Origin of the sequence: Flavobacterium sp. YJ01 (genome assembly GCF_029320955.1) — a bacterium.
GTDB lineage: Bacteria > Bacteroidota > Bacteroidia > Flavobacteriales > Flavobacteriaceae > Flavobacterium.
The window spans coordinates 1943794-1968494 of record NZ_CP119757.1 but is presented as its reverse complement, the minus strand read 5'-3'; the positions used below and the strand labels follow the sequence as shown (position 1 = coordinate 1968494).

Below are 24701 nucleotides of genomic sequence, written 5' to 3'. Positions count from 1 at the left end.
AATAGATGGAATTTGATTTTCTAGAACCAGTTAATGATGCGATTGTAAAATTCGTCGGAGGACTGTCTTCGCAAGAGCTTGGAAGTAAAATTGTTTTTCATACACAAGAACAATTTCCAGATATAGAGCAAATTAATATTGCTATAATTGGTGTTTTAGAAGATCGTACAAACATCAATATGGTTAATGAAGTTAATCTTACTGCTGTTCGTAAAAAATTATATAGTATGTTTCCAGGCAATTGGGACGCTTCAATTGCCGACTTAGGAGATATAATTGCTGGTGACTCTGTTGAGGATACTTACTTCGCATTAAAAAAAGTTACAGCCTCTTTAATCAAGAATAAAGTGATTCCTATAGTCCTGGGAGGTTCTCAGGATTTAACCTATGCTTTGTATCGTGCTTACGATGACTTAGAGCAAATGGTTAATTTAGTTGCCGTTGATAATAAATTTGATTTCGGAAAGGAAAATGAATCAGTTTCAGCTAATTCTTACCTAACTAAAATAATTATTGATGAACCAAATAATCTTTTTAATTACTGTAATATAGGATATCAGACCTATTATAATTCGCAAGAAGAAATCGACTTGATTGAAAAGTTGTTTTTTGATGCTTATCGATTGGGTGAAATTTCCAATAAAATCACTTTGGCAGAGCCTGTTTTTAGAGATGCAGATTTGGTGAGTATAGATTTAAATTCTGTAAAATCGTCAGCTTCAGGAAATACAGTAACATTTGAGCCAAATGGATTTAATGGTAAAGAAATTTGTGCTTTAGCAAGATACGCTGGTATTAGTGATAAAGTTACTTCTTTTGGTATTTTTAACCATAATAGTACAATGGCAGAATCTGTAATTATTTCGCAGATTGTGTGGTATTTTATCGAAGGATTTCATTACCGCTCAAAAGAATATCCTTTTGGAAGTCGTGCCAATTATTTGAAGTACATAGTGCCGCTTGAAGACGAAGAACTTATATTTTATAAAAGCGACAAAACGGATCGTTGGTGGATAGAAATTCCATTTGAATCAAATGGCAGCAATAAATTAAAAAGAAATACGTTATTACCCTGTTCTTATGATGAATACTTGGCCGCTTGCAATCAAGAATTGCCAGAAAGATGGTGGAAAGCGCAGCGTAAAAATGCTTTGTAATTTGAAAACTTAAGGTAAATCTTAATTTTTTAAAAAATAAGAAAAATAGTTAAATTGAATTAGTGAGAAAATGATTACATATGGTAAAAATTAACGTTTTACATCGATTTTTTGACACAGTTTATCGATAAAATATTTTTTTTTTATTTTATTTAACATTATTTTTGAACGGTAAAATAAATTTCGCAAGTAGTATTGTTTTTTAGATAAATAATAAATACGTTTACGGACTTTTAATAATGAATAGATAATCCAAATTTATATGAAGAAGTTTATTGCATTTGCAGCAATGTTAACACTGGTAATTGGCTGTGGTAAGTCAGGTGACAAAGGTGAATTAGTTGGTGTTACAGGAGGGAAATGGCATCCTGAAAAACCTTATGGAATGACTTTGGTTCCGGGTGGATCTTTTATTATGGGTAAATCAGACGCGGATTTAGCTAATGTGGAAGATGCTCCAACTAAAACTGTAACTGTTCGTTCATTTTATATGGATGAAACTGAGATTACAAATAGTGAGTATCGTCAATTTGTAGAGTGGGTAAAAGATTCTACAATGAGAGTTCGTTTAGCAATCTTAGCAGATGAAACTGGACAAAAAAGTACTGGAGATAAAGGTAAAAAAGGCGGAAGTATTGCTGATTACGCTTTTAATGACTCTGATCCAGAAAAAATGACAGCTTATGATAAATATATGTATGATAACTATTATAGTGTTGGTACAAAAGATGATCCGTATGCTGGAAGAAAATTAAACAAAAAAGTAAAGTTAATTAAAGATACTAAAGCATATCCAGATGAATATTATGCTGAAGTAATGGATTCTATGTACTTGCCAATTGAAGAATCATACAATGGATTAAGAACAATTGACGTTAATAAATTGAAATTCCGTTATTCTTGGATGGATATTCAAGCTGCTGCAAAAGCTAAAGTTGGAAAAAGAAGTGACTTCGTAAAAACAGAACAGGTGAATGTATATCCTGATACTGCAGTTTGGATTAAAGATTTCGCTTATTCATATAATGAACCAATGCATAATGACTATTTCTGGCACAAAGCTTATGGGGAATATCCTGTAGTTGGTGTGACTTGGAAGCAAGCAAAAGCTTTTTGTGCTTGGAGAACTTTAAACAAAAATAGCTACATAAAATCTAAGAAAAAAGGTCGTGATCTTGTAAATGCTTTCAGATTACCAACTGAAGCAGAATGGGAATATGCGGCTAGAGGTGGTCTTGAATCTGCAACTTACCCTTGGGGAGGTCCTTATACTAAAAGTGATAGAGGTTGTTTCTTAGCAAACTTTAAACCAAGTAGAGGAGATTATGCTGCTGATGAAGCTTTGTATACTGTTGAAGCAAAATCATACGAAGTAAACGGTTATGGATTATACAACATGGCAGGAAACGTTTCAGAATGGACAGATTCAGCTTACAATCCAAACGCTTACGAATATGTTTCTACAATGAATCCAAACGTAATTGATGGTAAAAACCAAAGAAAAGTGGTTCGCGGAGGTTCTTGGAAAGATGTTGCTTATTTCTTACAAGTAAGTACTCGTGACCACGAGTATGCTGATTCAGCTAGAAGTTATATCGGTTTCAGAACTGTACAAGATTACATGGGAACTCAAGTAACTGGTAACGGAAACGGAAGCAAAAGAAAGTAATTTTATAATTTTATCAATATCCAACAAATCTATTTAAAACCTAAAAAAAAGTATTATGGCATTATTAAGTAAAAAAGCAATGAATTTCGCTTATGGTATGGGAGCGGCAGTGGTAATTATTGGAGCATTATTCAAAATTACTCACTTTGAACTTGGACCTTTAACAGGAACAGTTATGCTTTCAATTGGATTGGTTACTGAGGCATTAATTTTTGCTCTTTCTGCTTTCGAACCAGTTGAAGACGAATTAGATTGGACTTTAGTTTATCCAGAATTAGCTAACGGACAAGCTAGAAAAAAAGAAGCTAAAGCTGAAAACCCAACAGAAGCTCAAGGATTATTATCTCAAAAATTAGATTCATTATTAAAAGAAGCTAAAATTGACGGTGAATTAATGTCAAGTTTAGGAAATAGCATTAAAAACTTCGAATCTGCTGCTAAAGGAATTGCTCCTACTGTAGATTCAATTGCAGGACAAAAGAAATATTCTGAAGAATTATCTGTTGCTGCTGCTCAAATGGAATCATTAAACAGTTTATATAAAGTACAGTTAGAAAGCGCTTCTAGAAACGCTGAAGCTAACAAAGAAATCGCTGAAAACGCTTCTAAATTAAAAGAACAAATGGCGTCTATGACTGCAAACATTGCTTCTTTAAACAGTGTTTACGGTGGTATGCTTTCTGCAATGAGTAACAAAGGATAATTAGTTTTTAACTAATATTAAATTTATTAATAAAGAACTAATTAGAAAAAAATGGCAGGAGGAAAATTAACCCCTAGACAGAAGATGATTAACCTGATGTATCTGGTTTTCATCGCGATGTTAGCAATGAACGTATCAAAAGAAGTTATTTCTGCTTTTGGTTTGATGAATGAGAAATTTGAAAGTGCAAATACTACTTCAACAGAAACAAACGCAGGTTTATTAACATCTTTAGATCAAAAGGCTGCTGAAGCAAAAGGAGAATTTGCTATTGCAGCAGTTACTGCTCACAAAGTAGAAACAATTACAAAAGATTTTTATGATTATATAGCTACTCTAAAAGCTCAGGCTGTTAAAGGTTTTGAAGTTGAAAAAGAAACTGGAAAAATGCCTTATGAGTCTATGGATAGAGGAGATAATATCGACGACTGGTTTACAGGAGACGGTTACACTAAAAAAGGTAACGAAATTATTTCTAAAATCGAAAAATACAAAGCTGATATTAAAGCTGCTTTAGGAACAGATAAAAAATACGCAGCAATTATTGCTGAGGTTGAAAAGAAATTTGATGTTTCTGATGTAAAAAATAAAGAAGGAATTAAAGAAAAGTATTTAGCTTATCACTTTAAAGGATTCCCTGCAATTGCAACAGCTGCAAAATTATCAACTTGGCAAAATGATGTTAAAAAGACTGAAGCTGACGTTTATAACAGTGCATTAGGAAAAGCTGCGGTTGCTGCTGCTTCTTACAGTAACTATCAAGCGATTGTTGTTTTAGATAAAAACGCATATTTCCAAGGAGAAAAAGTTACAGGTAAAGTTGTTTTAGGTCGTTATGATGAAAACACAAAACCTACTTCATTCCAAGGTCCAGGGCAAATCGTTAACGGACAAGCTGTTATTTCATTAACTGCTGGTGGAGTTGGAGAGCAAAATATCAATGGACAATTTACATTCTTAGAGGATGGTAAAAATATTCCTTTGAAATTTGCAGGAAAATATGTTGTAGTTCCAAGACCAAATTCTGCTACAATTTCTGCTGATAAAATGAATGTAGTTTATAGAGGTGTTGTTAACCCAATCTCTGTATCATTCGCTGGTGTTGCTGATAATAAAGTGGTAGCTAGTGCTCCAGGATTATCTTCAGCTGGAAAACCAGGAAAATATAACATGAGCCCAGGACAAGGTACTGAAGCTACAATTTCTGTAACTGGTACATTGCCAAACGGTGAAAAAGTATCAGACAAGAAAACATTCAGAATTAAAGGTATTCCTGGTCCAACAGGAACAATCAGAGGTGAAATGGGAGTTGTTAAAGGTCCTAAATCTAACTTAGAGATTGCTACTATTGGAGCTAAATTACTTGATTTTGATTTTGAAGTTGGTTTAGATGTTGTTGGATTCAACATGAAGATTGCTGGACAGCCTACAGTTGTTGTTACAGGAAACAAAATGAATGCACAATGTAAACAAGTACTTTCAAGAGCAGGTAAAGGAGACCAAGTTACTATTTCTGAAATTAAAACTAAACTTGTTGGAGCTGGTAGTTATTTATTACCAAGAACTGCTCCGGTAATTTACGAAATACAATAATAAAGTAGTGAAAACTACATTCAATATCTTATAATGATACCACGATGAAAGTAAGAAATTTTTTAATAGCTATTGTTTCTATCGCTGGAGGTTTTGCTTCTAATGCGCAATCTAATTTGCTTAATGCTAAGACGCCGGCTCAGATTGGACTTAAAACTCCTGCTCAATTGATATCTGATAATGATAAGCCGTTGGCTTATGGTTATGTAGATGATAGAGATATTTTGATGGGAAAAACTACATGGGAAATAATTGACTTAAATGAAAAAATCAATTTTCCATTATACTTTCCGGTAGATACAGCTAATATTGGTGCTAATAGACGTTCTTTATACGACGTTTTAACTAAAGCTATTAAAGGTGGAAAAATAACTGAAGTGTATACAGATAGTTATTTCAATACTAAAAAATCTATGAAAGACATCGAAGGATCTTTATCTCGTATTGATACAACAGATGCTGGTAGAGAGTTGATTAACCAATATCCAGATGACTACAAATCACGTGTTGTGAAGAAAAAGGTGGTTTCAGGTAAAGGAAAAAACAAAAGTGTATCTTATGTTGAAGAAACAGTTGGACCAACAAGAACAGTTCCTGCTGAATATATCTTGAAACAAGATTTAACTGCAGCTGATGTTACTCAGTATAAAGTAAAAGGATACTGGTATTTTGACAAACGTCAAAGTGAATTGAAATATCGCTTACTAGGAATTTGTCCTGTTACTCCAGACGTTTATACTATGAATAGTGATGAAAAGGATTATATTGAATTGTTCTGGGTTTTCTTCCCAAATGCTAGAGAAGCTTTGCATGAGGCAAAAGCTTTCAATGACAACAATTCAGCTCTTCCAATTTCATTTGATCAGATTTTGAATTCAAGACGTTTTAATGCTGTTGTTTACAAAGAGGAAAACCTTTATGGAGATAGAGCTATTAGCGATTACATGAAAGACAATGCACAAAACCAGTTGTTAGAATCTGAAAGAGTGAAAGAAAAAATTCGCAATTTCGAACAAGATATGTGGAACTACTAAGTTGATACATAGCATAATAATTATAAAAACTCTTATTACCTTTGTAGTAAGAGTTTTTTTTTGTTTAAAAAAGTCGCCCCAATTTTAATCATCGTTTTTAATAATTTTCTATATTATTTTTTATGTAGGAAAAAGAACACAATATATTTTAAAAAGTTACGTTTAATTTCTTGTAATATAAATCATGATGAAAATAAAAGTTTTTTTAATAGCTATTGTTTCTGTTGTTGGGAGCTATACTTCTAAAGCACAGTCTAATTTACTTAATGCTAAAACTGCTGACCAAATTGGAATAAAAACGGCGGCACAGTTAGTATCTGATAATGATAAACCATTGGCTTATGGTTATGTAAACGATAGAGATATTTTGATGGGAAAAACTGTTTGGGAAATAATTGACTTAAATGAAAAGATCAATTTTCCTTTATATTTTCCTGTAGATACTGCGAATATTGGTCCTGATAGACGTTCACTTTATGATGTTTTGACAAAAGGAATAAAAGATGGTAAGATAACTGAGGTTTACACGGATAGTTATTTTAATACAAAAAAATCTTTGAAGGATATTCAAGGAGCTTTGTCTCGTGTGGACACAACTGATGCGGGGAGAGAATTAATCAATCAATATCCGGATGATTATAGATCTCGAGTAGTTAAGAAAAAAGTAGTAACCGGAAAAGGAAAAAATAAGAGTGTATCTTATGTTGAAGAAACGGTCGGACCTACAAGAACAGTTCCTGCTGAATATATTTTGAAACAGGATTTAACTTCGGCAGATGTTAGCCAGTACAAGATTAAAGGATTTTGGTATTTTGATAAACGAGAAAGCGAATTGAAATATCGTTTACTTGGAATTTGTCCTGTTACTCCAGACGTTTATACGATGAATAGTGATGAAAAGGATTATATCGAGCTTTTCTGGGTTTTCTTTCCTAATGCACGTGATGTTTTGCATGAAGCGAAGGCATTTAATGATCAAAATTCAGCACTTCCTATTTCATTTGATCAGATTTTGAACTCCAGAAGATTTAATAGTGTTATTTACAAAGAAGAAAATGTTTATGGAGATAGAGAGATTAAGGATTATATTCGAGATGATGCTCAAAGTCAATTATTGGAATCTGAAAGAGTAAAAGAGAAGATTCGTAATTTTGAAGAAGATATGTGGAATTACTAAGACAGTAACTAAATTATAACCAAAACTCTTGCTACCTTTGTAGTAAGAGTTTTCTATTTTATTTATACACTTCAAAATGCTTGATTATTTAATCGTTGGATCTGGATTGGCAGGAATTTCTTTTGCCGAAGTTGCCCTGAAAAACAACAAAACTATTTTACTTATAGATGATGAATCTCAGAATTCTTCACGAGTTGCTGGGGGATTATACAATCCAGTTATTTTAAAGCGTTTTAGTGAAGTTTGGAATGCTAAAGAGCATTTGGTTTTAATGAATGAATTCTATGATCAAGTTGAGGAAAAATTAAAGGAAAAGTTTAATTATAAAATGCCTATTCTTAGAAAGTTTTTTTCAATTGAAGAACAGAATAATTGGTTTGCTGCTTCAGATAAAATAAATTTAGCTCCTTTTTTATCAACCAAATTAATCACCAAAAAATATCAAAGTATTGATTCTCCCCATGATTATGGAGAAGTTCTGCATACAGGTTATGTTAAAACTAGACAATTATTAGAAAGCTACAAAGAATATTTAAAGGAGAATAATTTACTTCTGGAAGAATCTTTCCATAGTTCTTTCTTAGAGATTCTTGATTCAGGAATTCAATATAAAAATATTAAAGCTCGTCATATCATATTTGCGGAAGGTTTTGGATTGCACAAAAATCCTTATTTTAATTATCTTCCTTTGGATGGAACGAAAGGGGAATTGTTTTTAATAAAAGCACCTGATTTGAAATTAGATCTGATTGTTAATACAAGTGTTTTTATTCTGCCAGTTGGAGGCAGTTTGTTTAAAGTTGGAGCGACTTATAATTGGCATGATAAAACAGATCTTCCTACCGAAGAAGGAAAAAAAGAACTTGTAGACCGCATTAAGGAAATCATCACTTGCGATTTTGAAATTGTAAAACATTTTGCTGGCGTAAGGCCAACAGTTGCAGACAGAAGACCTTTAATTGGTACGCATGAAGCTTATAGCTCAATTCACGTTCTAAACGGATTAGGAACGCGAGGAGTGATGCTAGGTCCTGCATTGGCAAAAATGCTATATGAAAGTATTGAAAACGGAACGCCTATAGACCGTGAAGCAGATATTAAACGTTTCCATAAAAGATATTTGAAATCTCTTATTCCCGACCGGCATTAGGATCATAAGAAACAAACATATTAATATATAAGTTTCTTGATAAGCGAAGGACAAAAGGAAACAGAACCACAAGCGTTAAAATAATAGCTAAAAACGATTGTTCGATTGTAGCGCAAAAAAAAACAAAAGAAACAATAAATGCTGCAATTCCAACTGCTACATTCAATGCGTAACTAACATACATTGCACCGTAAAAAAATGAAGGTTCAATTTGATATTTGAATCCGCAATGGCTGCAATTTTCATTCATTTTTAGAACTTTAGTCAAATGAAGCGGATTTTTGTCTTCATACATGCTTTCTTTTTGGCATTTTGGACAACTTCCTGTTAAAATGCTATTTAGTTTCGATCCTTTTTTTAACATTTGCAAAAATTTTATCAAAGGTACATTTTTACACCTTTATTTCTTGTAACAACAGTCACAAATTATGCTTAATATACACAATCTTTCGGTTTCTTTTGGAGGAACATATTTATTTGAAGAAGTTACTTTCCGTTTAGGAGCTGGAGACCGAGTTGGTCTTGTTGGTAAAAACGGAGCGGGTAAGTCTACAATGCTAAAAATGTTGGCTGGAGATTTTAAACCAGACTCTGGAGTTATTTCTCAAGAGAAAGATATCAAAATGGGTTTTTTACGTCAGGATATTGATTTTGAACAAGGAAGAACTGTTTTAGAAGAAGCTTATGAAGCTTTTACAGAAATTAAAGTTGTAGAAAAAAAACTTGAAGAAATCAATCATCAATTGGTTACTAGAACCGATTACGAAAGTGAAGAATACGGACAAATCATTGAAGATTTATCTGATTATACACATCGTTTTGAGCTTCTAGGTGGTTACAATTACGTAGGAGATACAGAAAAAATCCTTTTAGGTTTAGGTTTTAAAAGAGAGGTTTTTAATAATCAAACCGAAACATTCTCTGGAGGTTGGAGAATGCGTATAGAACTTGCAAAACTTTTATTGCAGTCTAATGATGTGTTGCTTCTGGATGAGCCAACGAACCACTTAGATATTGAAAGTATTATTTGGTTAGAAAGTTTTCTTAGAAATTATCCAGGAGTTGTGGTAATCGTATCACACGATAAGATGTTTTTGGATAACGTTACTAATAGAACAATCGAAATCTCATTAGGGAAAGCATACGACTTCAATAAACCGTATTCGCAATATTTAGAATTGCGTCATGAAATTAGAGAGAAGCAATTAGCAACTCAAAAAAATCAGCAGAAAAAGATTGAAGAAACAGAAAAATTAATTGAGAAATTCCGTGCCAAAGCTTCAAAGGCTTCCATGGCACAATCTTTAATTAAAAAATTAGATAAAGTTGAAAGAATCGAAGTTGACGAAGATGATAATTCGGTTATGAATATCTCTTTTCCTGTTTCGAAAGAACCTGGAAAAGTAGTAATCGAAGCAGAAAATGTTACCAAAGCGTACGGCGACAAAACGATTTTAAAAAATATTAGTTTATTAGTAGAAAGAGGAAGTAAAATTGCTTTTGTTGGACAAAACGGACAAGGAAAATCGACTTTCATTAAAGCTTTAGTAAATGAGTTTGAGTATACTGGAAATATCAAATTAGGACATAATGTACAGTTAGGATATTTTGCTCAAAATCAAGCAGAATATTTAGACGGAGAAATTACTTTGCTTCAAACAATGGAAGATGCGGCAACCGACACAAACCGTATGAAAGTACGTGATATGTTAGGTTCGTTTTTATTCCGTGGAGATGATGTAGAGAAAAAAGTAAAAGTGCTTTCTGGAGGTGAACGTAACCGTTTGGCACTTTGTAAATTGTTGTTACAGCCAATTAACGTATTGCTGATGGATGAGCCTACGAATCACTTAGATATTAAATCTAAAAATGTTTTAAAGGCTGCACTTCAAAAATTCGGAGGAACATTATTATTGGTTTCTCACGACAGGGATTTTCTTCAAGGAATGTCAAACATCGTTTACGAATTTAAAGATCAAAAAATTAAAGAGTATTTGGGTGATATTAATTTCTTTTTAGAACAGCGCAACCTTGAAAATATGCGCGAAGTAGAGAAGAAAGATGTTGTAAAAGCTACTGCAACAAAAGAAAACACGAAAACTTCTTATGAAGATCAGAAAAAAGGGAAAACGCTTCAAAATAGATTGAGTAAAATTGAAAGTCAAATTCAACAATTAGAAAAGCAAATTCAGCACGACGATAAAATGCTGGAAACCAACTATGATAAACACATAGAAGACGCTTCATTCTTTACCGCTTACAACAAAAAGAAAGCTGATTTAGACCAATTGTTGACTGACTGGGAAATCGTGCAGGAAGAGATCGATAATTTTAATGCTTAATTTTTTGTTTCAGGTTTCAAGTTTCAAGTTTTGAACTGAATCATATTTTAACGCAAAGCACGGTAAGTTTTTTTGACTTGCGAGGTTTTTTAAAAACATAAAGTTCGCAAAGCTTTTATTGATAAAGCTTTGCGAACTTTGCACATTGTAAATACAAGGTATAAAAAATTTAGCGTGCTTTGCGTTAAAATTTACTTGTCAATATGAAACCTGAAACCTGAAACCTGAAACCTGAAACCTGAAACCTGAAACCTGAAACAAACTACTTAATAATCCCGATAGATCTAGAATGTTCAATTGCTTGGCTGCTGTCTTTAAAATAACAAACAGAAACATTTAAACTTTCTAAATTTTTTAAAATTTTAGTCACTTCTTTTTTCTGAGATTTACCAGTTTGTCTAATATAAACCGCTATAACAGTTACTGGAAATATTTTGCAGATTCGCTCGTACAAAACTGGATCGTGTTGCGAATCGTCGCCCATTAAAACGTATTTCAAAGTAGGATAAAATTCTACAACATGTTTTATTTTCTCATATTTATGATCATGGTTTCCTCTGCCACTCATAAAAAAATCGGTAATTCCTCTTTTAATATCTTTCAGTAGAAAAACAGCCTTTGGCAATTTGTTTATTTTAGTAAATTTTGCAATAAATCGGTACAAATTCCATTCACTGCTTGAGATGTAGAAAAAAGCATTCACTTCTTCTGTATTCTGACGTCCAGCGGAACTCAATGCTTGATAATGCGAAACAACATCTTTAAAAACTTTTCGGTCGTTTACATTTCTAAACAATAAAATGTAAATTTTTTTGAAAAAGTTATTCGTGTGTGAAATCAAAAAAGTATCATCAATATCCGATATAATTCCGAGTTTTCCTTTGTGAGGCCGAATAAAACTGCCTTTACAGATTGTAGTTTCATTGTTGTATTTTAGACTTACTTCGTACGGCATCCATCCAAAATGAGTTTCTTTCTCTAACGGAATACAAAAATTGAAATAACCGTCTTCTAAAGTTTTAGTATGAATTGTTTGGTCATTATAATGAAGATAAACGTCAAAGTTTTTAATGGTTTTTATTCTGAATAAATTGAGAATTGAGCGGGCATTTTTTAAGTTTTTCCTCTGAAAATCATAATTGTTTTCTCTTCTTAAAACGTGTCCCATTACAATTAATTCTTGTTCATTAGCATAACCTCGATATAATTGTAGAATTGGTTTCATTTACGTACATTTATGTATACTGTAATTTACTCAATTTAAATTATTTTTAAAAATAAAATTTTGAAAAAGAATATCCTATTTGTTGTCAATCCGATATCGGGTGACCTTGATAAAACCGATTTAATTGGTTCTGTCGAAGAATTTGCAACCACAAATCATTTTGATCTGGAAGTTTATGAAACGACTGGAAAAAATGATATTAAAAATATTCAGACGCTTTATGATAAATTCCTCCCAGAGCGAATTATTGTCGCTGGTGGAGACGGAACTATCAAAATGGTTGCTGAAGCTGTTGAAGAACATGATGTTATTATCGGGATTTTACCGGCCGGTTCGGCAAACGGGCTTTCGGTAGACTTAAATCTTCCTGAGGGAATTGAACAAAATTTAAAAGTTGCCTTTTTAAATCATTACATCGAAATGGATATGATTTGTATTAACGGCAAAAAAAGCATCCATTTAAGCGATCTTGGTTTGAATGCCAACTTGGTTAAAAACTACGAGGAAAGCGATGTTAGAGGCTTTTGGGGATATGCCTTGCAAGCTTTTACGACACTTAAAGAATCAGAAGAGCCTTTTGTGGCAACTATTTCTGCCAATAATAAAGTTGTAGAACATACAGCAAGAATGATCGTTGTGGCTAATTCGCAAAAATACGGAACTGGCGTAATCATAAATCCAAACGGTTCTATGAATGATGGAAAGTTTGAATTGGTGATTTTAAAAAGTCTCGATTTATTATTAATCGGAAAAATTATTACTGGCAATATGCCAATTGATTCAGACGATATTATCATTATTTCGACAGATAAAGCAGAAATAAAAACCGATTATCCTGTAAATTTTCAAATCGATGGCGAATATTGCGGAGCACAGAAATCTTTAGAAATTCATATTTTACACAAACAAATGAAAATCGCTGTGCCTTAGATTTTTTATTTAAATGGATTTCTTTCCTGCCATTCTGTTTTCGGTTCCAAATAATTAAAAAACCTAGAAATGTTATGGTTAATTAATGCATTACTGTGCGTAATTAAACCATACATTTTTACTGGTTTTGCTCCAACAGAACTTTTGATTTCTAGCGCTGTTCTGGCAAAAACAATTTCTCGAAAGCCTTTTTTAATAGAATAGGCGATCATATCGTACAGCATATTTAAATAAAGCATTTTTTCGCGCTGAACACTTTCGTCATAACCTAAAAAATAAGTATCCATTACGTCGCCGTTTTTTATCAAAGTATTGAAACCAATTAATTTTTCATCTAAAAAATAACCGTAAAGAAGAAAACTTTCTCCCATAATTTCTTTGAAAAAACTAAAGTGATTTCTAGCTAGAAAAAAAGTATTAAAAGGCGCATTTTTAGCCACATGAAAGTACAAATCATAAATAATATCTTCGTATTGCTTAATATCAGAAAGAGACAATTGCTGTTTTACAATCCCTTCCGATTTTTTTCGTGCACGTTTGTATTGATCTCGGTATTTTTTAGACAAAGCATCAATGTAATCTTGCTCTGTTTTCCAGTTTTCATTGATGTCAAAAATCATATTTGGCTGAGTTGAAAACGTATAATTGTTTTTAAATTCAGCTTGTAAAGGTTCGATTTCTTTTGCAGTAAAATCTTTTATACTCGTTATATGAACTTTTTTTCCGCTTTCTTTTAAATCTTTCTTCAGTTGATTAATTGCTTTATGAAGAGTTTTAATCGCCTTTGATTGCTTGATTTTTGGATCAAAAACAAAAGCGTTCTGTCCAGTTAGCATATTATTACCAACAAATAAAACATGCGATGCGAAGTTCTTTAGAGCAAAATTACGAACAGACGTTTTTAAGCATTTATCGCGCTCTCCAAAAGATTCTAGTTTTTCAGCAAATAAAAATTGCGTTAGAACAATTCCGATCAGTTTTGTTTCTTCAAAAATTCCAATAAAATGGCAAGTCATATTTACTGGAGAAGAGTTTTCCAGAACTTCAAGATATTCTCTTGTCAAAAAGATATTATTTTCAGCAAGCGAATTCCATTCTGTAGGCAGCAGAGAAGCGCTTTTGTAAATTTGGAAAGAAAAAGTTGTGTTCAAGAGAGTCGACTAATTTCGTCAAAATTAGATAATAATTGCAATAACTAACTTTCTTTAAGTTATTATTAAGAAAAACTCGTTCGATTCTTAAACCAAACGAGTTTCTATATTTAGTTTATGCGAAAGCGCAGATAATTCCGCCCATTAATGTTAGTGAAACCATCCAATATCCTGCGTGAATGAAAATATATTTCCAAGATTTTCTTTCGAATAATCCATTAATTCCGATAAGCGGAAAAGCAAAAAACAATCCAGACATAAATCCGTGTAAAGCTCCATGTTTGAATGTTCTGTAAGCGGTGCCATAATCTGCCATAAAAGCAGCAAAAGAAGGTTTAGCGCTTGCTATCAATGGCGGTCCGCCAACCATTCCTACTGCTCCAGATTGATGAATTGTCAAAGACATTAAAGTCATTGAAATCATTAAAGCAAAAATGTACGTAAACCCAAAAATTTTGAGCATATTTCCGCTTCTTAATTCTTCTTGTGTGAAGTTGTTTTCTCTCATCCAGATTGTTCCGAACACTTTTGGGTTGTACCAGATAAAACCAATAACAAGCGTTACGACAGCCGAAATTAAGAATGCGTAAAAGTTAATTTCCATAATGTGAGGTTTTTAGAATTAGTTAGTCAAATGTAGTTAAAAATAGATTATGTTGAATATGTTTATAAAAGTAAGTTAAAGACTGTTAAATATTTTTTTATTAACAGATTGTCGACATTATGAGTATTATATCTATGAAATCCATAATTTAGCCTACGAATTAAGAGACAAAATCGTTCTGTGGAAAATCTCGATATTTTTCTAAACGAAAACAAAAGCAGAAATGTCTTTTAGCACAAACATAACCAAAAAAATAAATTACAATTGTTACCCAAAATTAATCGTGCTTATGAATGAATTTTACACTCGTTAAAAAAGTTGATTAAATATATTTAGTTAATTGCAAAACCGTAACTCGTTTACGGTTTTTTGTTTTTTTAGAACGCATGATATTTCAAAAAAAATAACATTTAATTTAGAAAGGTTTTTTTATGTTTGTCTAAAAATTTTATAACTTTAATATAAACATTTAAGAGAGAAAGCCGAGTGATCGGCTGTATTACTAACCAATAAAAAACAGAAATTATGACACTACAATATCAAGGTGAACAATACGGAAAATCTGCAATTTTTACGATTAGAATTATTGGTAATAATTTATCAAAAAGTAGTTCAAATTATCAGATTGATCTTTTGGTAAACGATAAAAAAGTACCAACTTTTACAACTGAAATTCACCAAAGTCTTTCAAATTGCTTAAAAGAAATTTATTTGTTTAGAAAGCACAACGGAATCAAATTTGACGAATCATCAGAAAAGATTGTTTCGCTTTATGTTCCTTATGATAGAGTTTTGTTCAACCACAATAAATATGCTTTATTCAGAGCATAATTTTTCTCAAAATAAGATTTAAAGACCATCTTAAAAATGGTCTTTTTTTATATAAAAAAAGCTTCAGAGAAATCTGAAGCTTTTTAATTTATGATAAGACAAATACTTAAAAATTAGTATTTACTTTTTTAGAACGATCTGCGATATAAGAAATCAGCCAAGTAACTTGTCCGTCTTTTACGAAGTATACTTTCTTTGCATTTAAATTTGGAATACCTTCAAGACAAGTTGTCAAAATATTGTTTGCCGAAATAAGATATGCCTGATCATACGTTTTTAAAACTCTCTCTGCTTCTTTATTCGTTTTAGCAAGGTTGGTAAACTTGTTAAAATTATTCTTTAAAATAGCATCATAATTAATGATGTCTTCCATTGTTAAAGTAATATAATGTTCTTTTACGTTTTCATTATAATACAACGTTGAAAAAGCCCAAACAGCTCCACCAGATAAATAAACTTTATCTTTTTTAGCCAAAAGCGGATTTGCATCAATCATTTCTTTTACTTTTTTGCGAAGAATCGGATTAAAATCAAAAGATTTTTCCTGATATGTTGACATATCATTTGCTTGATTTGGATTTACAACCGTTTTCTTTACAGCATCTGTAAGTGTCATCGTTCCAAAATCTAGTTCTAAAGGAACAAACTCTAATTTGTTATCCTCAAGTTCATCAATATAACCGCCTTTTGTAGTTTGAGCTCCAATATCTAAAAGGAAAGCGTTAGCATAATCAACAGGAGGCATAGCGCCTTTTACTAACGTTTTAGCTTCTTCATTAACATTTAAAACATCAAGATTTTTGTCTGTCAACATTTTGATTTTGTTTTTCAAAACATCAACATTGCTTGCAGAAGCAAAAACGGGTGCCGCAACGATAAAGATATTTTCGTCAAGAATTTTATAATCGGTTCTAATTTTCTTCAATTGATCTACAACAATAACACTTGTTTTGTTGATGTCTTCTGGAGTCAATTGACCGTTAGCACCGATATGATCTGCAAATGGAATTCTATCTGTCCAGAAAGAAAGAATTTTGTAATCGGCTTTTCTGATATTATTTACATCAAGAACAGAAACTTTTATAGCTCTACGTCCGATTTCAATTCCAGCATAAATGCTTTTTTGAGAGAATGAATGAATAGAAACAAAGAAACTTGCTAGAATAAAAAGTAAAATTTGGGGTTTGTTTTTTGTAAGCATTGTGTTATAATATAATTTAAAATAAAGAATGTTCAGTAGGTATTTTCGAGCGCAAAGATACTCATACCAAATCATTTTTTAAATGCTCCTTTTTTAAAATAACGCAAAAAGTTTGCGATTTCTCTGAAACTTAACATTGAAGAATGAAAAATCAAAAAAATCATGTTCGATTATGGGAGTTTTTTTATGAAATTTGTGATGTGAGTTAAATAGATTCTGAAGTTAATGATTAGTTGTAAATTAACGTGATGCAAATAATGTATTGGTTAATAAACAAATGCAAGGATATAATAATTATGCAAACAATCAAGAAATACTCGGTTTTGATATGTATGGTCATTTCAATTATTTTGATAGTAATAGCCGCTTCACTTTATCCAGGAGGTTCATTACTCGACAAAAATTCTATTGGATTTGGCTGGTCAAAAAATTATGTTAGCAATTTGTTTGCGACAAAAGCCATAAATGGTCTAGAAAATCCTGGTAGAGTTTGGGCGATTATCGGAGTGGCTTTTCAGTCAGTTGGTTATGGCGTATTTTTTATTCATATGTCAAAAAAAATAGTTTCAAGTTGGGCTAATATTTTAAAATATATAGGTTTTGCTAACATCTTATTTATTTTTTTGATAGCAACACCTTTGCACGACGTAGGAACAATATCGATTGTTTTAACCTTGATAGGCTTATTTATAATTACTATACTTATGCTAAAGTCAAAACTTCATTTTCTTAAATTTTTTTGCATTATTTGCTTATTGACTTTTTACTGTTTCTTTATCTTATTTGGATTTGGTTATTTGGCTTGGGCTATCATAATGCAGAAAGTATATAATGCAAGTGCCATACTTTTAGTTTTAGGATTAGAGTATTTTACTAAATCTGAAGACTTTGTGCAAATAAAATCGACAGAGCAAAAATTGAAGTAAAAACATTTGCTAGCGCGAACAAAGGATTTTTAAAATTGTAAAAGAATTAAGACATGAGATTAATCAAAGTTATCGATATAATAATTATTCTTCTAATTGGTATTGTTTTGTATCCTATCGTTATATATGTTGTTGAAAATTATCTTATTTTCGGTAGCTTACCATTGTTGCCATATCACTATTATATTCAAGTTTGGTTATGTTCTCCGTTATTAATTTTATTTGGTTTATTAGAAGTTTTTGAATTTAAAAGAAAAATCTTCGGAATGAGTATTGTGATTATTGGGATTACTTGGTTTTTAATTATTCTTTTTGAAATTTACGGTAAAAGTTATTTGTAAATGTAATCTCCAACTATTTTGACAACTTCCCATTTGCTTTTGTTTTTTTTCATAATAACAACTTGAGAAGTTCCACTGCTTTCAAAATATATTTTTAGATAATAAAAAATTATGTATTTTTTATTCCTGTAATGCATTGGTTCTGAAAGGATAATCATTTCATTAATTCTACTATCCTTATGCTTTCTTAGAAAAGATTCTTTTAAAGTTAAACCGGTTCCTTTTTCTAAAATGAAATTGTAATGAGGAAAATCTTCCTTTTTCCAATATTTTTTTATAGTATCACCAGCATATTCTTTATACATTTTCTTCCAGTGTTTTTCGACAAATAAACCGTCTGTATAGTCTATGGAATCTGTTGGATAAGTAATATGTTTGCTTCCTTCACCGCCGTTAAAAATTCTTAGAGCTTGTTTGTTTAATTCTTTATCACTCTGTAAAATATACACTTTATTCTTATTCAGATTTTGAGTGTCTAAAAATGCATTTATGGAATCATAATTTTCCACGTATAATCTGCTAGAACAAGATATGAGGAGAAAAGGAATTACTAAAAATATTTTTTTTAGGCATGTCATATATTTACTTTTTGCAACGTGTTCCTATTGGCGCATTTTTGCCATATTATAAATACCAGCTCTCTGAAAAGTGTCTTATGAAAAGCTGTGCGAATGTCTCCGACTTCGCACTCGCAATCTGCATCAAGCTTAAGTAAAAATCTAAGATAAACAAAAAAGCTCCAGATTTCTCTGAAGCTTTTACTTAGTAGCCTAATGGGACATTTTCAGGATGATTTATATAAAATAAATATCAAACAATATTAAATTAGGTTCGAATATTATTCAAGTAATAGGATGATTTTTTTATTACCTTTTATAAGAGTTAATGTGTCACTATTTTTATTTTTATAAATTTCAAAAGGAGCAGAAATGTCGGATATACTAGGTATGTATTTTTTATTTGTAGGTCTCCAAATAGCCTTGTCTTTAGATATCGAATAGTCATTTCCTAAAATATGAGTATCGCTACGGACAAAAAACTTATCATTTAAAATATAAATTCCTCGTTCATTGTATGCAACTTTTATTTTCATTTTGACACTAGTTGCAGTGTTAATTTCAATTAATTCTTTTTGTGATTTTGAATCTGCTGACAAAAAATATATTGAGAAAATAAGTCCCAATATCATCATTATAATTACAATCTTACTATTTTTCATAGTCTATTATCGTATTTGTTTATTTCCTTTGCTCGCTTGAGCGTCCCGCTCGTGAGCAGATTGAAATCATGATTGTTAAGATAAACAAAAAAAGCCCCGCTCTTCGAGGAGTTTAATGAAAGCGCTGTGCGAATGTCTCCGACTTCGCACTCGCAATCTGCATCAAGCTTAAGTAAAAATCTAAGATAAACAAAAAAGCTCCAGATTTCTCTGAAGCTTTAGTCTGTGTAGCGGGAACAGGACTCGAACCTGTGACCTTCGGGTTATGAGCCCGACGAGCTGCCTACTGCTCTATCCCGCGATGTTTCGGGTGCAAAGATACACACTAAATGCGGTTTTGCAAGCTATTTTTGTATTTTATTTTTTAGAACAGCTCAAAAACGTGATTTTTCTTAGACTTTATAATCTAATAATTCCTCGTAAACATTTCCGTTTAAGCCTAGTAACAAACCAAAAGCAGGTTCCGTTTTTATGCCGCTTTCTTTCAATTTAATGATTTCTAATCGGAAGTTTTCGTCTTTTGACTGAAGAATTTGAGCTTCAACAAGCATATGTCTGTAACCATTTTGCGCCTGAGTAGGAATGTTTTGTCCGAAAATTTCAATTTCAAAACCGTCAATATGGAAGTTTGTAATAACAGATTCTTGATTATTAATTAGATTTTCTCGAATGGTAAAATGGCTTTCTTGCGCAAATAAACCTTTAATTTTTTCTATGAATTCTGATTTGTTTTTCCAGCAACAGATAATATCCAAATCGCTATTTTCTACGTCGATATTTATCGGAATTGTACCGACTAGAATAGGATCAAAATCTGTAAGATTTTCTAAAACACGGTATTTCGTTAAAACCGCAAATGCCGATTGCTGTTTCTGATTTCCTGTTTTTAAATAAGAAATGTCGGTGAAATCAATCATTTATTACTTTTTATAATTTTTCTCTTCTTTAATTTCTTGTTCCAATCGTTTATTGATGTCGATTTTAGCATTCGTAAAAACAAAAATTGTTGTTCCGTATTCTCTTGCATATTGGTTTGTAATCTGACCGCCAATAAAGGCTTTTTCAAAATAAGGACCAGTTTCTTTCAATTCTTCGTTGTTTTCGTCAAATTTTTTTACACGAATAAGATTTTTGTATTGAATTTTGAGATTGAACCAATTTACATAATCGGCATTGAAAGAAACGGCTTTAATTCCTTTTTTCGAATAATAATTAATCGCTCCGGCTTGTCCGTAATTATCGCAAATCACGATAGTTTCTTTTTGGTTTGGAATCAGAGCGAACAAAGAATCTGTTTTTCTTGCCAATTCTTTCCAACCCAACATATCGGCAAAATCTTGAGGCAATTGGTGATCTTTTCCATCTTCCCAACGAAGCATTCCTAGTTTTTGGTATTTCTCAGAATGTGCAACTATATATTCGGGACTTTTATTTGGAAAAACAATGTCATACATCGGAATAAAAAATAAAATCGGAAGAGCAATAAAAACTGGTTTTAAATAACGTTTCCAGCCTTCGTTTAAAACTTCAGACAAAAAAACAGCGCCAAAAGCAATATAAATCGGATACAAACCAATTACATAATACGCTTTTGCCTTGAAGTAAATAAAAATGAAAAGAGTAAAAACAAACGAAGCAAAAAAGACTTGGAATTTTTTGAGAGGTTTATAAAAAATCACGGCATAAAGTCCAGCTAAAATGACCAATAAACCGCCAATAAAAAAGAGGATCTGTTCTTTTATAAAACTTGCCAAATCAACATTTACCAATTGCGTTTCTGCCAATTCTCTCATATGATGCACAATCGGAAACTGATTTCTGTATTGCCAAACCAGATTGGGTAGAATGAGCATTAGACCAAAAATTAAGGCAAAATAAAATTGCTTTTTTATCAGCATTTTTCTTTGTCTAGAAAGTATAATGGCAGGAAATAATCCGAATAGTAAAAAGAGGATGTTGTATTTGTTTAAAAAACCGAAAGCAAAAATAATAGCTCCAAAATAAATCCATTTTGTATCTTCAGAAATGATATATCGAATCAGAACATAATAAACTGCTGTCCAACACAAAACATCTAAAGAATTCGGTTGATATAACGTGTTAAGTCGCAATAAACACGAAAATAAAACACATAAAGCGCCTAGAATCAAAGCGTAAAGATTTCCTTTTAAAAGTTCGATTGTTTTCCAGACAAGCAAAAGAGTCAATGCGCCAAATAGAGCAGGGAAGAACTTAACCCAGAAAACAGAGTTTCCAAGTAACAAAATAATGCAAGAAAACCAGGAAGTTACAGGCGGAACCGATAAAAATCCCCAAGCAATATGATTGGCTTGATCTAAATGCAGATATTCGTCTCGCTGTAAATCGTATTCGGGACTAATTAAAACATATTGCAAAATAAATTTTAAAAAAATAAACCCGATTAAAATCAGTGTTTTTTTGGTCATGAAGTGTTTGGTTTTGTGGTAAGTGGTTTCAAGTCAGTTTAATGGTGTTACGAATATAAGATTTATTTTGATGTGAAAAACGTTGGCAACGTTGTTGAAACAAATAAAAAAAGCTCCAGATTTCTCTGAAGCTTTTGTGAATTTTTATTCTTCTGTTGCGGTTTCAAATTCCATGTAATCGACAATTTCTTCTTCTGGTCTTTCTGGTTTTGAAGCTTTTAAAGCATTAAATCTTTCCAGCATTTCTGTTTCTCCTTCTTCGCCACTGAAATAAGGAAAAACATCCATAATTGGTGATTCTGAAATTGCAGGAATAGAATATTCGCCCATTGTATTTTTCATTACATGAATCGTATTGTCAAACGCTTCGCGAACATCATTTGCTTGAACTAGCATATACATGCTCGTTTTACGCTCTTTACCGCTTTCTTCATCGTAAGCAATTAAAGAAACTTTAGACTTAAACCATCTGTCTGCATTTTCAAACGGATGAATTTCGGCGTAATTTGCCACTTTTATATTCGTGATTTTAAATTCTTCACTAATATAAGCTGCCATTTCTTCGTTGATTCTTTTTTCAGCTTCTGTATAAGACAAAGCATCAACCAAATAAGGTTCTGTTAATACTTTTTGTCCGCCAGTTTCGTCTGTTTTTCTATATTTTACTTTGCATTCGTACCAAACTACACTCATCTTCTTATAAATTTTAAGGATGCCAAAGATAAATTTTACAGGAAAATAAATAGTTAAATATCGAAATAGATATTCACAATTTTGATTGCTTTTTGGTAATGTTTTGAGATTGTGAAAGTTGTGTTTTTTTATTCGAAATGTTTTGTAATCGTATTCATTCCTTTTTAATTATAAAAAAATAAAACTGATTTTTTCTTGTAAATAATTGTTTTTCAATGTTTTATTTTTTGTGTATTTAAAACTTTAAAAAAAATGAATTTTACTCAAAACCAAATTCTCAAAATGAACGTAAGTGTGGGAATACAGTGGTTGGGAATGAGGCAAATTCAAAAGATAGTAGTTTTTGGAAGAACAGAATCTTACCGCATTCCTAGCCATTGTTTTTTATAATTTGACCACAGTAGTTTATGACAGGAAAATTAAACGTTCAAAAGTTAAAAGAGACTTTAAATTATCTGGAAAGCAAACAGCGCGAATTAAAAAGACAATCTGATACTGATACGCGCAGTCTGGAATCGATGATAAAATATTTAAAAAAAGATATGATTGATCAATATAATTTAGCCGATCATCATTTGACGATAAAGCAAGAAATGAAAAATACTGAAGCTTTTATCGAGCACGTAAACAGTATTATTGAAATCAATTTTTAAAACCGCTTTTTATAGTCGAATTTTACTTTTATTTCCCTTAAATTTTATTCCAAAAAAGCATGGCATATTCGATGAATTCGAAGTTTTAATAAAAAATTAAGTTTTTTTCTTTAACAAAAATCACTAACTTGTTGTAGAATAAATCATTCACTTAATATTATTTTCTTAAAAAATGCCACTATGCGAGTATCAGTAGTTCGAAAAAGTATAAAATTTACACCAGATTCCAGAAGAGTTGTTGCCAGATATTTTATGAATGGCATCGAACGAACCCAACAAATGGTGCTTCGGATAATGACGCTCGAAGAAAAAGAAGTTTTGCAGACTTTAGAACAAACGCTTCGCGAATTTGCAAGACGCCACAGAAATATTTCGGCAGTTTTTTTTAGACATTGTGAAAGAATAAGACCTATTATAGAAGAAATGCAAATTGATTTTGATTCGCTTTCTTTAGACAGAAAAATGCTTATTGGTTCTTATTGTACAATGGAATACGCGATTGAATCTGCGGCCATTTTTAACCCATCAATTGTAGAAGATTTTGATCAAACGGGTTTAGAATTTGGAGAAAAACGTGTTATTATTTCTTTTCGCGCCACGGGCGAAGGTCATATTTCGTCTATTGTTTTTAGAAGAGGAATTTTAGATCGAGATAATAATCTTCAAATAATGAAAATCGGTAATCATATTGATAAAGCCGAAATTGAACATAAAACGCTATTTAATAAAGAACGATTTCTAACCAAATTATCTGAAATGCATACTACGGACAAATACATTGTCCAGATTATGCAAGATCTTCCCGAAGAGTTTGAATTCGCAATTTTAAAAAATATGCTTACGAGTGCTTTGAGCGATCCGACAAATAGAGAAGAACGCAAAACGGCATTGCAGGAAATTTTATGGCTGGCAAATTCATTTTATGACTTACAATTTAAACACGATTCTGATATTACCGAACGTGTTATTTTTCCAATTTCCGATTCAGAAAGCCGTGGAATTGAAGATGCGCGTTTCGTTCGTTTTGTCGATGATGACGATTCTGTTCGCGTAATGGCAACGTATACAGCCTATAACGGGCATACAATTCTGCCTAAATTAATTTCTACCGAAGATTTCTACAGTTTTAGAGTAATGCCGCTTCATGGCGAAGGTGCACAAAATAAAAATCTGGCTTTATTTCCACGAAAAATAAAAGGCAAATACGCTATGTTGGCGAGAATCGACGGTGTTAATAATTACATTATGTATTCAGACAGAGCCACGCAATGGAATACGCCAATTCTGTTGCAGCAACCTCGTTTTACCTGGGAATTAACACAAATAGGAAATTGCGGTTCGCCACTTTGGACAGATGAAGGTTGGCTTGTAATTACACACGGAGTTGGTACAATGCGTCGTTATTGCATTGGCGCTTCGTTATTTGATTTGGATGATCCGTCAAAAGAAATTGGAAGACTTTCTGAACCTTTGCTTTCTCCGTTAGAAGACGAACGCGAAGGTTACGTGCCAAACGTGGTTTATTCTTGCGGAGCAATTATTCATAATAATAGTTTGATTTTACCTTATGCGGTTTCCGATTATTCTTCGACTTATGGAGTAGTTGATATGAAGGAATTATTAAATGCTTTGAAGAGAAGTAACAACAAATAGAA

At 31.8% G+C, this 24701-nt stretch carries 24 protein-coding genes and 1 tRNA gene; 14 read left to right on the top strand and 11 right to left on the bottom strand.

Annotated features, from left to right (window positions below):
• Window positions 1-5: 5 nt before the first annotated feature.
• The 7 genes from P0R33_RS08615 to P0R33_RS08585 all read left to right on the top strand — a co-directional run bounded on the left by P0R33_RS08615 (window position 6) and on the right by P0R33_RS08585 (window position 8483).
• A complete protein-coding gene (locus tag P0R33_RS08615; protein WP_276175053.1) occupies window positions 6-1157 on the top strand; it encodes a formimidoylglutamase in 1152 nt (383 codons plus the stop codon).
• 262 nt (window positions 1158-1419) lie between these two features.
• A complete protein-coding gene (gene gldK, locus P0R33_RS08610; protein ID WP_276175052.1) occupies window positions 1420-2826 on the top strand; it encodes a gliding motility lipoprotein GldK in 1407 nt (468 codons plus the stop codon).
• A gap of 55 nt (window positions 2827-2881) precedes the next feature.
• On the top strand, window positions 2882-3529 hold the full coding sequence (gldL, locus tag P0R33_RS08605) for a gliding motility protein GldL (protein ID WP_276175051.1): 648 nt from the start codon (window positions 2882-2884) through the stop codon (window positions 3527-3529).
• Between the two features lie 51 nt (window positions 3530-3580).
• On the top strand, window positions 3581-5122 hold the full coding sequence (gldM, locus tag P0R33_RS08600; protein ID WP_276175050.1) for a gliding motility protein GldM: 1542 nt from the start codon (window positions 3581-3583) through the stop codon (window positions 5120-5122).
• A 44-nt stretch (window positions 5123-5166) separates the two neighbouring features.
• On the top strand, window positions 5167-6156 hold the full coding sequence (gene gldN / locus P0R33_RS08595; protein WP_276175049.1) for a gliding motility protein GldN: 990 nt from the start codon (window positions 5167-5169) through the stop codon (window positions 6154-6156).
• Between the two features lie 187 nt (window positions 6157-6343).
• The gene (gldN, locus tag P0R33_RS08590; RefSeq protein ID WP_276175650.1) at window positions 6344-7333 is read left to right on the top strand and encodes a gliding motility protein GldN; all 990 of its coding nucleotides are present in this window, start codon (window positions 6344-6346) and stop codon (window positions 7331-7333) included.
• Window positions 7334-7409: 76 nt separating this feature from the next.
• Window positions 7410-8483 carry an FAD-binding oxidoreductase gene (locus P0R33_RS08585; protein ID WP_276175048.1) on the top strand — a complete coding sequence of 358 codons (1074 nt, stop codon included), beginning with the start codon at window positions 7410-7412 and terminating at the stop codon, window positions 8481-8483.
• On the opposite strand, the gene P0R33_RS08580 is transcribed toward P0R33_RS08585, so the two are convergent.
• The gene (locus P0R33_RS08580; RefSeq protein ID WP_276175047.1) at window positions 8464-8847 is read right to left on the bottom strand and encodes a DUF983 domain-containing protein; all 384 of its coding nucleotides are present in this window, start codon (window positions 8845-8847) and stop codon (window positions 8464-8466) included. The genes P0R33_RS08585 and P0R33_RS08580 overlap by 20 nt on opposite strands.
• A 64-nt stretch (window positions 8848-8911) precedes the next feature.
• Here P0R33_RS08580 and abc-f point away from each other — a divergent pair, with 64 nt between their 5' ends.
• Entirely contained in the window at window positions 8912-10825 is a 1914-nt protein-coding gene (gene abc-f, locus P0R33_RS08575; RefSeq protein ID WP_276175046.1) for a ribosomal protection-like ABC-F family protein, read from the top strand.
• 262 nt (window positions 10826-11087) lie between these two features.
• Here abc-f and P0R33_RS08570 read toward each other — a convergent pair whose 3' ends face one another.
• Window positions 11088-12050 (bottom strand): App1 family protein, encoded by a 963-nt coding sequence (locus tag P0R33_RS08570; RefSeq protein WP_276175045.1) that lies wholly within the window; start codon window positions 12048-12050, stop codon window positions 11088-11090.
• Between the two features lie 60 nt (window positions 12051-12110).
• Between P0R33_RS08570 and P0R33_RS08565 the strand changes: the two genes are divergently transcribed.
• Window positions 12111-12980 (top strand): diacylglycerol kinase family protein, encoded by an 870-nt coding sequence (locus P0R33_RS08565; RefSeq protein ID WP_276175044.1) that lies wholly within the window; start codon window positions 12111-12113, stop codon window positions 12978-12980.
• A 5-nt stretch (window positions 12981-12985) separates the two neighbouring features.
• On the opposite strand, the gene P0R33_RS08560 is transcribed toward P0R33_RS08565, so the two are convergent.
• Together P0R33_RS08560 and P0R33_RS08555 are read right to left on the bottom strand one after the other, a co-directional pair.
• Window positions 12986-14131, bottom strand: coding sequence for a GNAT family N-acetyltransferase (locus P0R33_RS08560; protein ID WP_276175043.1), 1146 nt, complete (start codon window positions 14129-14131; stop codon window positions 12986-12988).
• A gap of 115 nt (window positions 14132-14246) precedes the next feature.
• Window positions 14247-14735 (bottom strand): DUF1761 domain-containing protein, encoded by a 489-nt coding sequence (locus tag P0R33_RS08555; protein WP_276175042.1) that lies wholly within the window; start codon window positions 14733-14735, stop codon window positions 14247-14249.
• Window positions 14736-15260: 525 nt separating this feature from the next.
• Between P0R33_RS08555 and P0R33_RS08550 the strand changes: the two genes are divergently transcribed.
• Window positions 15261-15566, top strand: coding sequence for a hypothetical protein (locus tag P0R33_RS08550; RefSeq protein ID WP_276175041.1), 306 nt, complete (start codon window positions 15261-15263; stop codon window positions 15564-15566).
• A 106-nt stretch (window positions 15567-15672) separates the two neighbouring features.
• On the opposite strand, the gene P0R33_RS08545 is transcribed toward P0R33_RS08550, so the two are convergent.
• Window positions 15673-16767 (bottom strand): exopolyphosphatase, encoded by a 1095-nt coding sequence (locus P0R33_RS08545; protein ID WP_276175040.1) that lies wholly within the window; start codon window positions 16765-16767, stop codon window positions 15673-15675.
• 296 nt (window positions 16768-17063) lie between these two features.
• Here P0R33_RS08545 and P0R33_RS08540 point away from each other — a divergent pair, with 296 nt between their 5' ends.
• Window positions 17064-17693 (top strand): hypothetical protein, encoded by a 630-nt coding sequence (locus tag P0R33_RS08540; RefSeq protein WP_276175039.1) that lies wholly within the window; start codon window positions 17064-17066, stop codon window positions 17691-17693.
• A 53-nt stretch (window positions 17694-17746) separates the two neighbouring features.
• Window positions 17747-18034, top strand: coding sequence for a hypothetical protein (locus tag P0R33_RS08535; protein WP_276175038.1), 288 nt, complete (start codon window positions 17747-17749; stop codon window positions 18032-18034).
• On the opposite strand, the gene P0R33_RS08530 is transcribed toward P0R33_RS08535, so the two are convergent.
• The 6 genes from P0R33_RS08530 to P0R33_RS08505 form a co-directional block, all read right to left on the bottom strand.
• Entirely contained in the window at window positions 18025-18543 is a 519-nt protein-coding gene (locus P0R33_RS08530; protein WP_276175037.1) for a hypothetical protein, read from the bottom strand. The genes P0R33_RS08535 and P0R33_RS08530 overlap by 10 nt on opposite strands.
• A gap of 329 nt (window positions 18544-18872) precedes the next feature.
• Window positions 18873-19253, bottom strand: a complete 381-nt coding sequence (locus tag P0R33_RS08525; protein WP_276175036.1) for a hypothetical protein — start codon at window positions 19251-19253, stop codon at window positions 18873-18875.
• A gap of 228 nt (window positions 19254-19481) precedes the next feature.
• A tRNA-Met gene (locus tag P0R33_RS08520) sits at window positions 19482-19554 on the bottom strand.
• Window positions 19555-19645: 91 nt separating this feature from the next.
• Window positions 19646-20170, bottom strand: a complete 525-nt coding sequence (locus P0R33_RS08515) for a DUF4269 domain-containing protein (protein WP_276175035.1) — start codon at window positions 20168-20170, stop codon at window positions 19646-19648.
• A gap of 3 nt (window positions 20171-20173) precedes the next feature.
• Window positions 20174-21700 carry a glycosyltransferase family 39 protein gene (locus P0R33_RS08510; RefSeq protein ID WP_276175034.1) on the bottom strand — a complete coding sequence of 509 codons (1527 nt, stop codon included), beginning with the start codon at window positions 21698-21700 and terminating at the stop codon, window positions 20174-20176.
• A 144-nt stretch (window positions 21701-21844) separates the two neighbouring features.
• Window positions 21845-22393: a DUF4494 domain-containing protein gene (locus P0R33_RS08505; RefSeq protein WP_276175033.1), complete on the bottom strand. Its 549-nt coding sequence runs from the start codon at window positions 22391-22393 to the stop codon at window positions 21845-21847.
• 407 nt (window positions 22394-22800) lie between these two features.
• On the opposite strand from P0R33_RS08505, the gene P0R33_RS08500 reads away from it, so the two are divergent.
• Both P0R33_RS08500 and P0R33_RS08495 read left to right on the top strand, forming a co-directional pair.
• Complete coding sequence (locus P0R33_RS08500; protein ID WP_276175032.1) at window positions 22801-23046, top strand: hypothetical protein; 246 nt, start codon at window positions 22801-22803, stop codon at window positions 23044-23046.
• Window positions 23047-23226: 180 nt separating this feature from the next.
• On the top strand, window positions 23227-24699 hold the full coding sequence (locus P0R33_RS08495; protein WP_276175031.1) for a glycoside hydrolase family 130 protein: 1473 nt from the start codon (window positions 23227-23229) through the stop codon (window positions 24697-24699).
• Window positions 24700-24701 lie beyond the last annotated feature (2 nt).

Excerpts from the sequence above, each read along its gene's own strand:
- P0R33_RS08615 (WP_276175053.1), top strand. The coding sequence starts at position 6 with ATGGAATTTGATTTTCTAGAACCAGTTAATGATGCGATTGTAAAATTC.
- gldK (WP_276175052.1), top strand. The coding sequence starts at position 1,420 with ATGAAGAAGTTTATTGCATTTGCAGCAATGTTAACACTGGTAATTGGC.
- gldL (WP_276175051.1), top strand. The coding sequence starts at position 2,882 with ATGGCATTATTAAGTAAAAAAGCAATGAATTTCGCTTATGGTATGGGA.
- gldM (WP_276175050.1), top strand. The coding sequence starts at position 3,581 with ATGGCAGGAGGAAAATTAACCCCTAGACAGAAGATGATTAACCTGATG.
- gldN (WP_276175049.1), top strand. The coding sequence starts at position 5,167 with ATGAAAGTAAGAAATTTTTTAATAGCTATTGTTTCTATCGCTGGAGGT.
- gldN (WP_276175650.1), top strand. The coding sequence starts at position 6,344 with ATGAAAATAAAAGTTTTTTTAATAGCTATTGTTTCTGTTGTTGGGAGC.
- P0R33_RS08585 (WP_276175048.1), top strand. The coding sequence starts at position 7,410 with ATGCTTGATTATTTAATCGTTGGATCTGGATTGGCAGGAATTTCTTTT.
- P0R33_RS08580 (WP_276175047.1), bottom strand. The coding sequence starts at position 8,847 with ATGTTAAAAAAAGGATCGAAACTAAATAGCATTTTAACAGGAAGTTGT.
- abc-f (WP_276175046.1), top strand. The coding sequence starts at position 8,912 with ATGCTTAATATACACAATCTTTCGGTTTCTTTTGGAGGAACATATTTA.
- P0R33_RS08570 (WP_276175045.1), bottom strand. The coding sequence starts at position 12,050 with ATGAAACCAATTCTACAATTATATCGAGGTTATGCTAATGAACAAGAA.
- P0R33_RS08555 (WP_276175042.1), bottom strand. The coding sequence starts at position 14,735 with ATGGAAATTAACTTTTACGCATTCTTAATTTCGGCTGTCGTAACGCTT.
- P0R33_RS08550 (WP_276175041.1), top strand. The coding sequence starts at position 15,261 with ATGACACTACAATATCAAGGTGAACAATACGGAAAATCTGCAATTTTT.
- P0R33_RS08545 (WP_276175040.1), bottom strand. The coding sequence starts at position 16,767 with ATGCTTACAAAAAACAAACCCCAAATTTTACTTTTTATTCTAGCAAGT.
- P0R33_RS08540 (WP_276175039.1), top strand. The coding sequence starts at position 17,064 with ATGCAAACAATCAAGAAATACTCGGTTTTGATATGTATGGTCATTTCA.
- P0R33_RS08535 (WP_276175038.1), top strand. The coding sequence starts at position 17,747 with ATGAGATTAATCAAAGTTATCGATATAATAATTATTCTTCTAATTGGT.
- P0R33_RS08525 (WP_276175036.1), bottom strand. The coding sequence starts at position 19,253 with ATGAAAAATAGTAAGATTGTAATTATAATGATGATATTGGGACTTATT.
- P0R33_RS08515 (WP_276175035.1), bottom strand. The coding sequence starts at position 20,170 with ATGATTGATTTCACCGACATTTCTTATTTAAAAACAGGAAATCAGAAA.
- P0R33_RS08510 (WP_276175034.1), bottom strand. The coding sequence starts at position 21,700 with ATGACCAAAAAAACACTGATTTTAATCGGGTTTATTTTTTTAAAATTT.
- P0R33_RS08505 (WP_276175033.1), bottom strand. The coding sequence starts at position 22,393 with ATGAGTGTAGTTTGGTACGAATGCAAAGTAAAATATAGAAAAACAGAC.
- P0R33_RS08500 (WP_276175032.1), top strand. The coding sequence starts at position 22,801 with ATGACAGGAAAATTAAACGTTCAAAAGTTAAAAGAGACTTTAAATTAT.
- P0R33_RS08495 (WP_276175031.1), top strand. The coding sequence starts at position 23,227 with ATGCGAGTATCAGTAGTTCGAAAAAGTATAAAATTTACACCAGATTCC.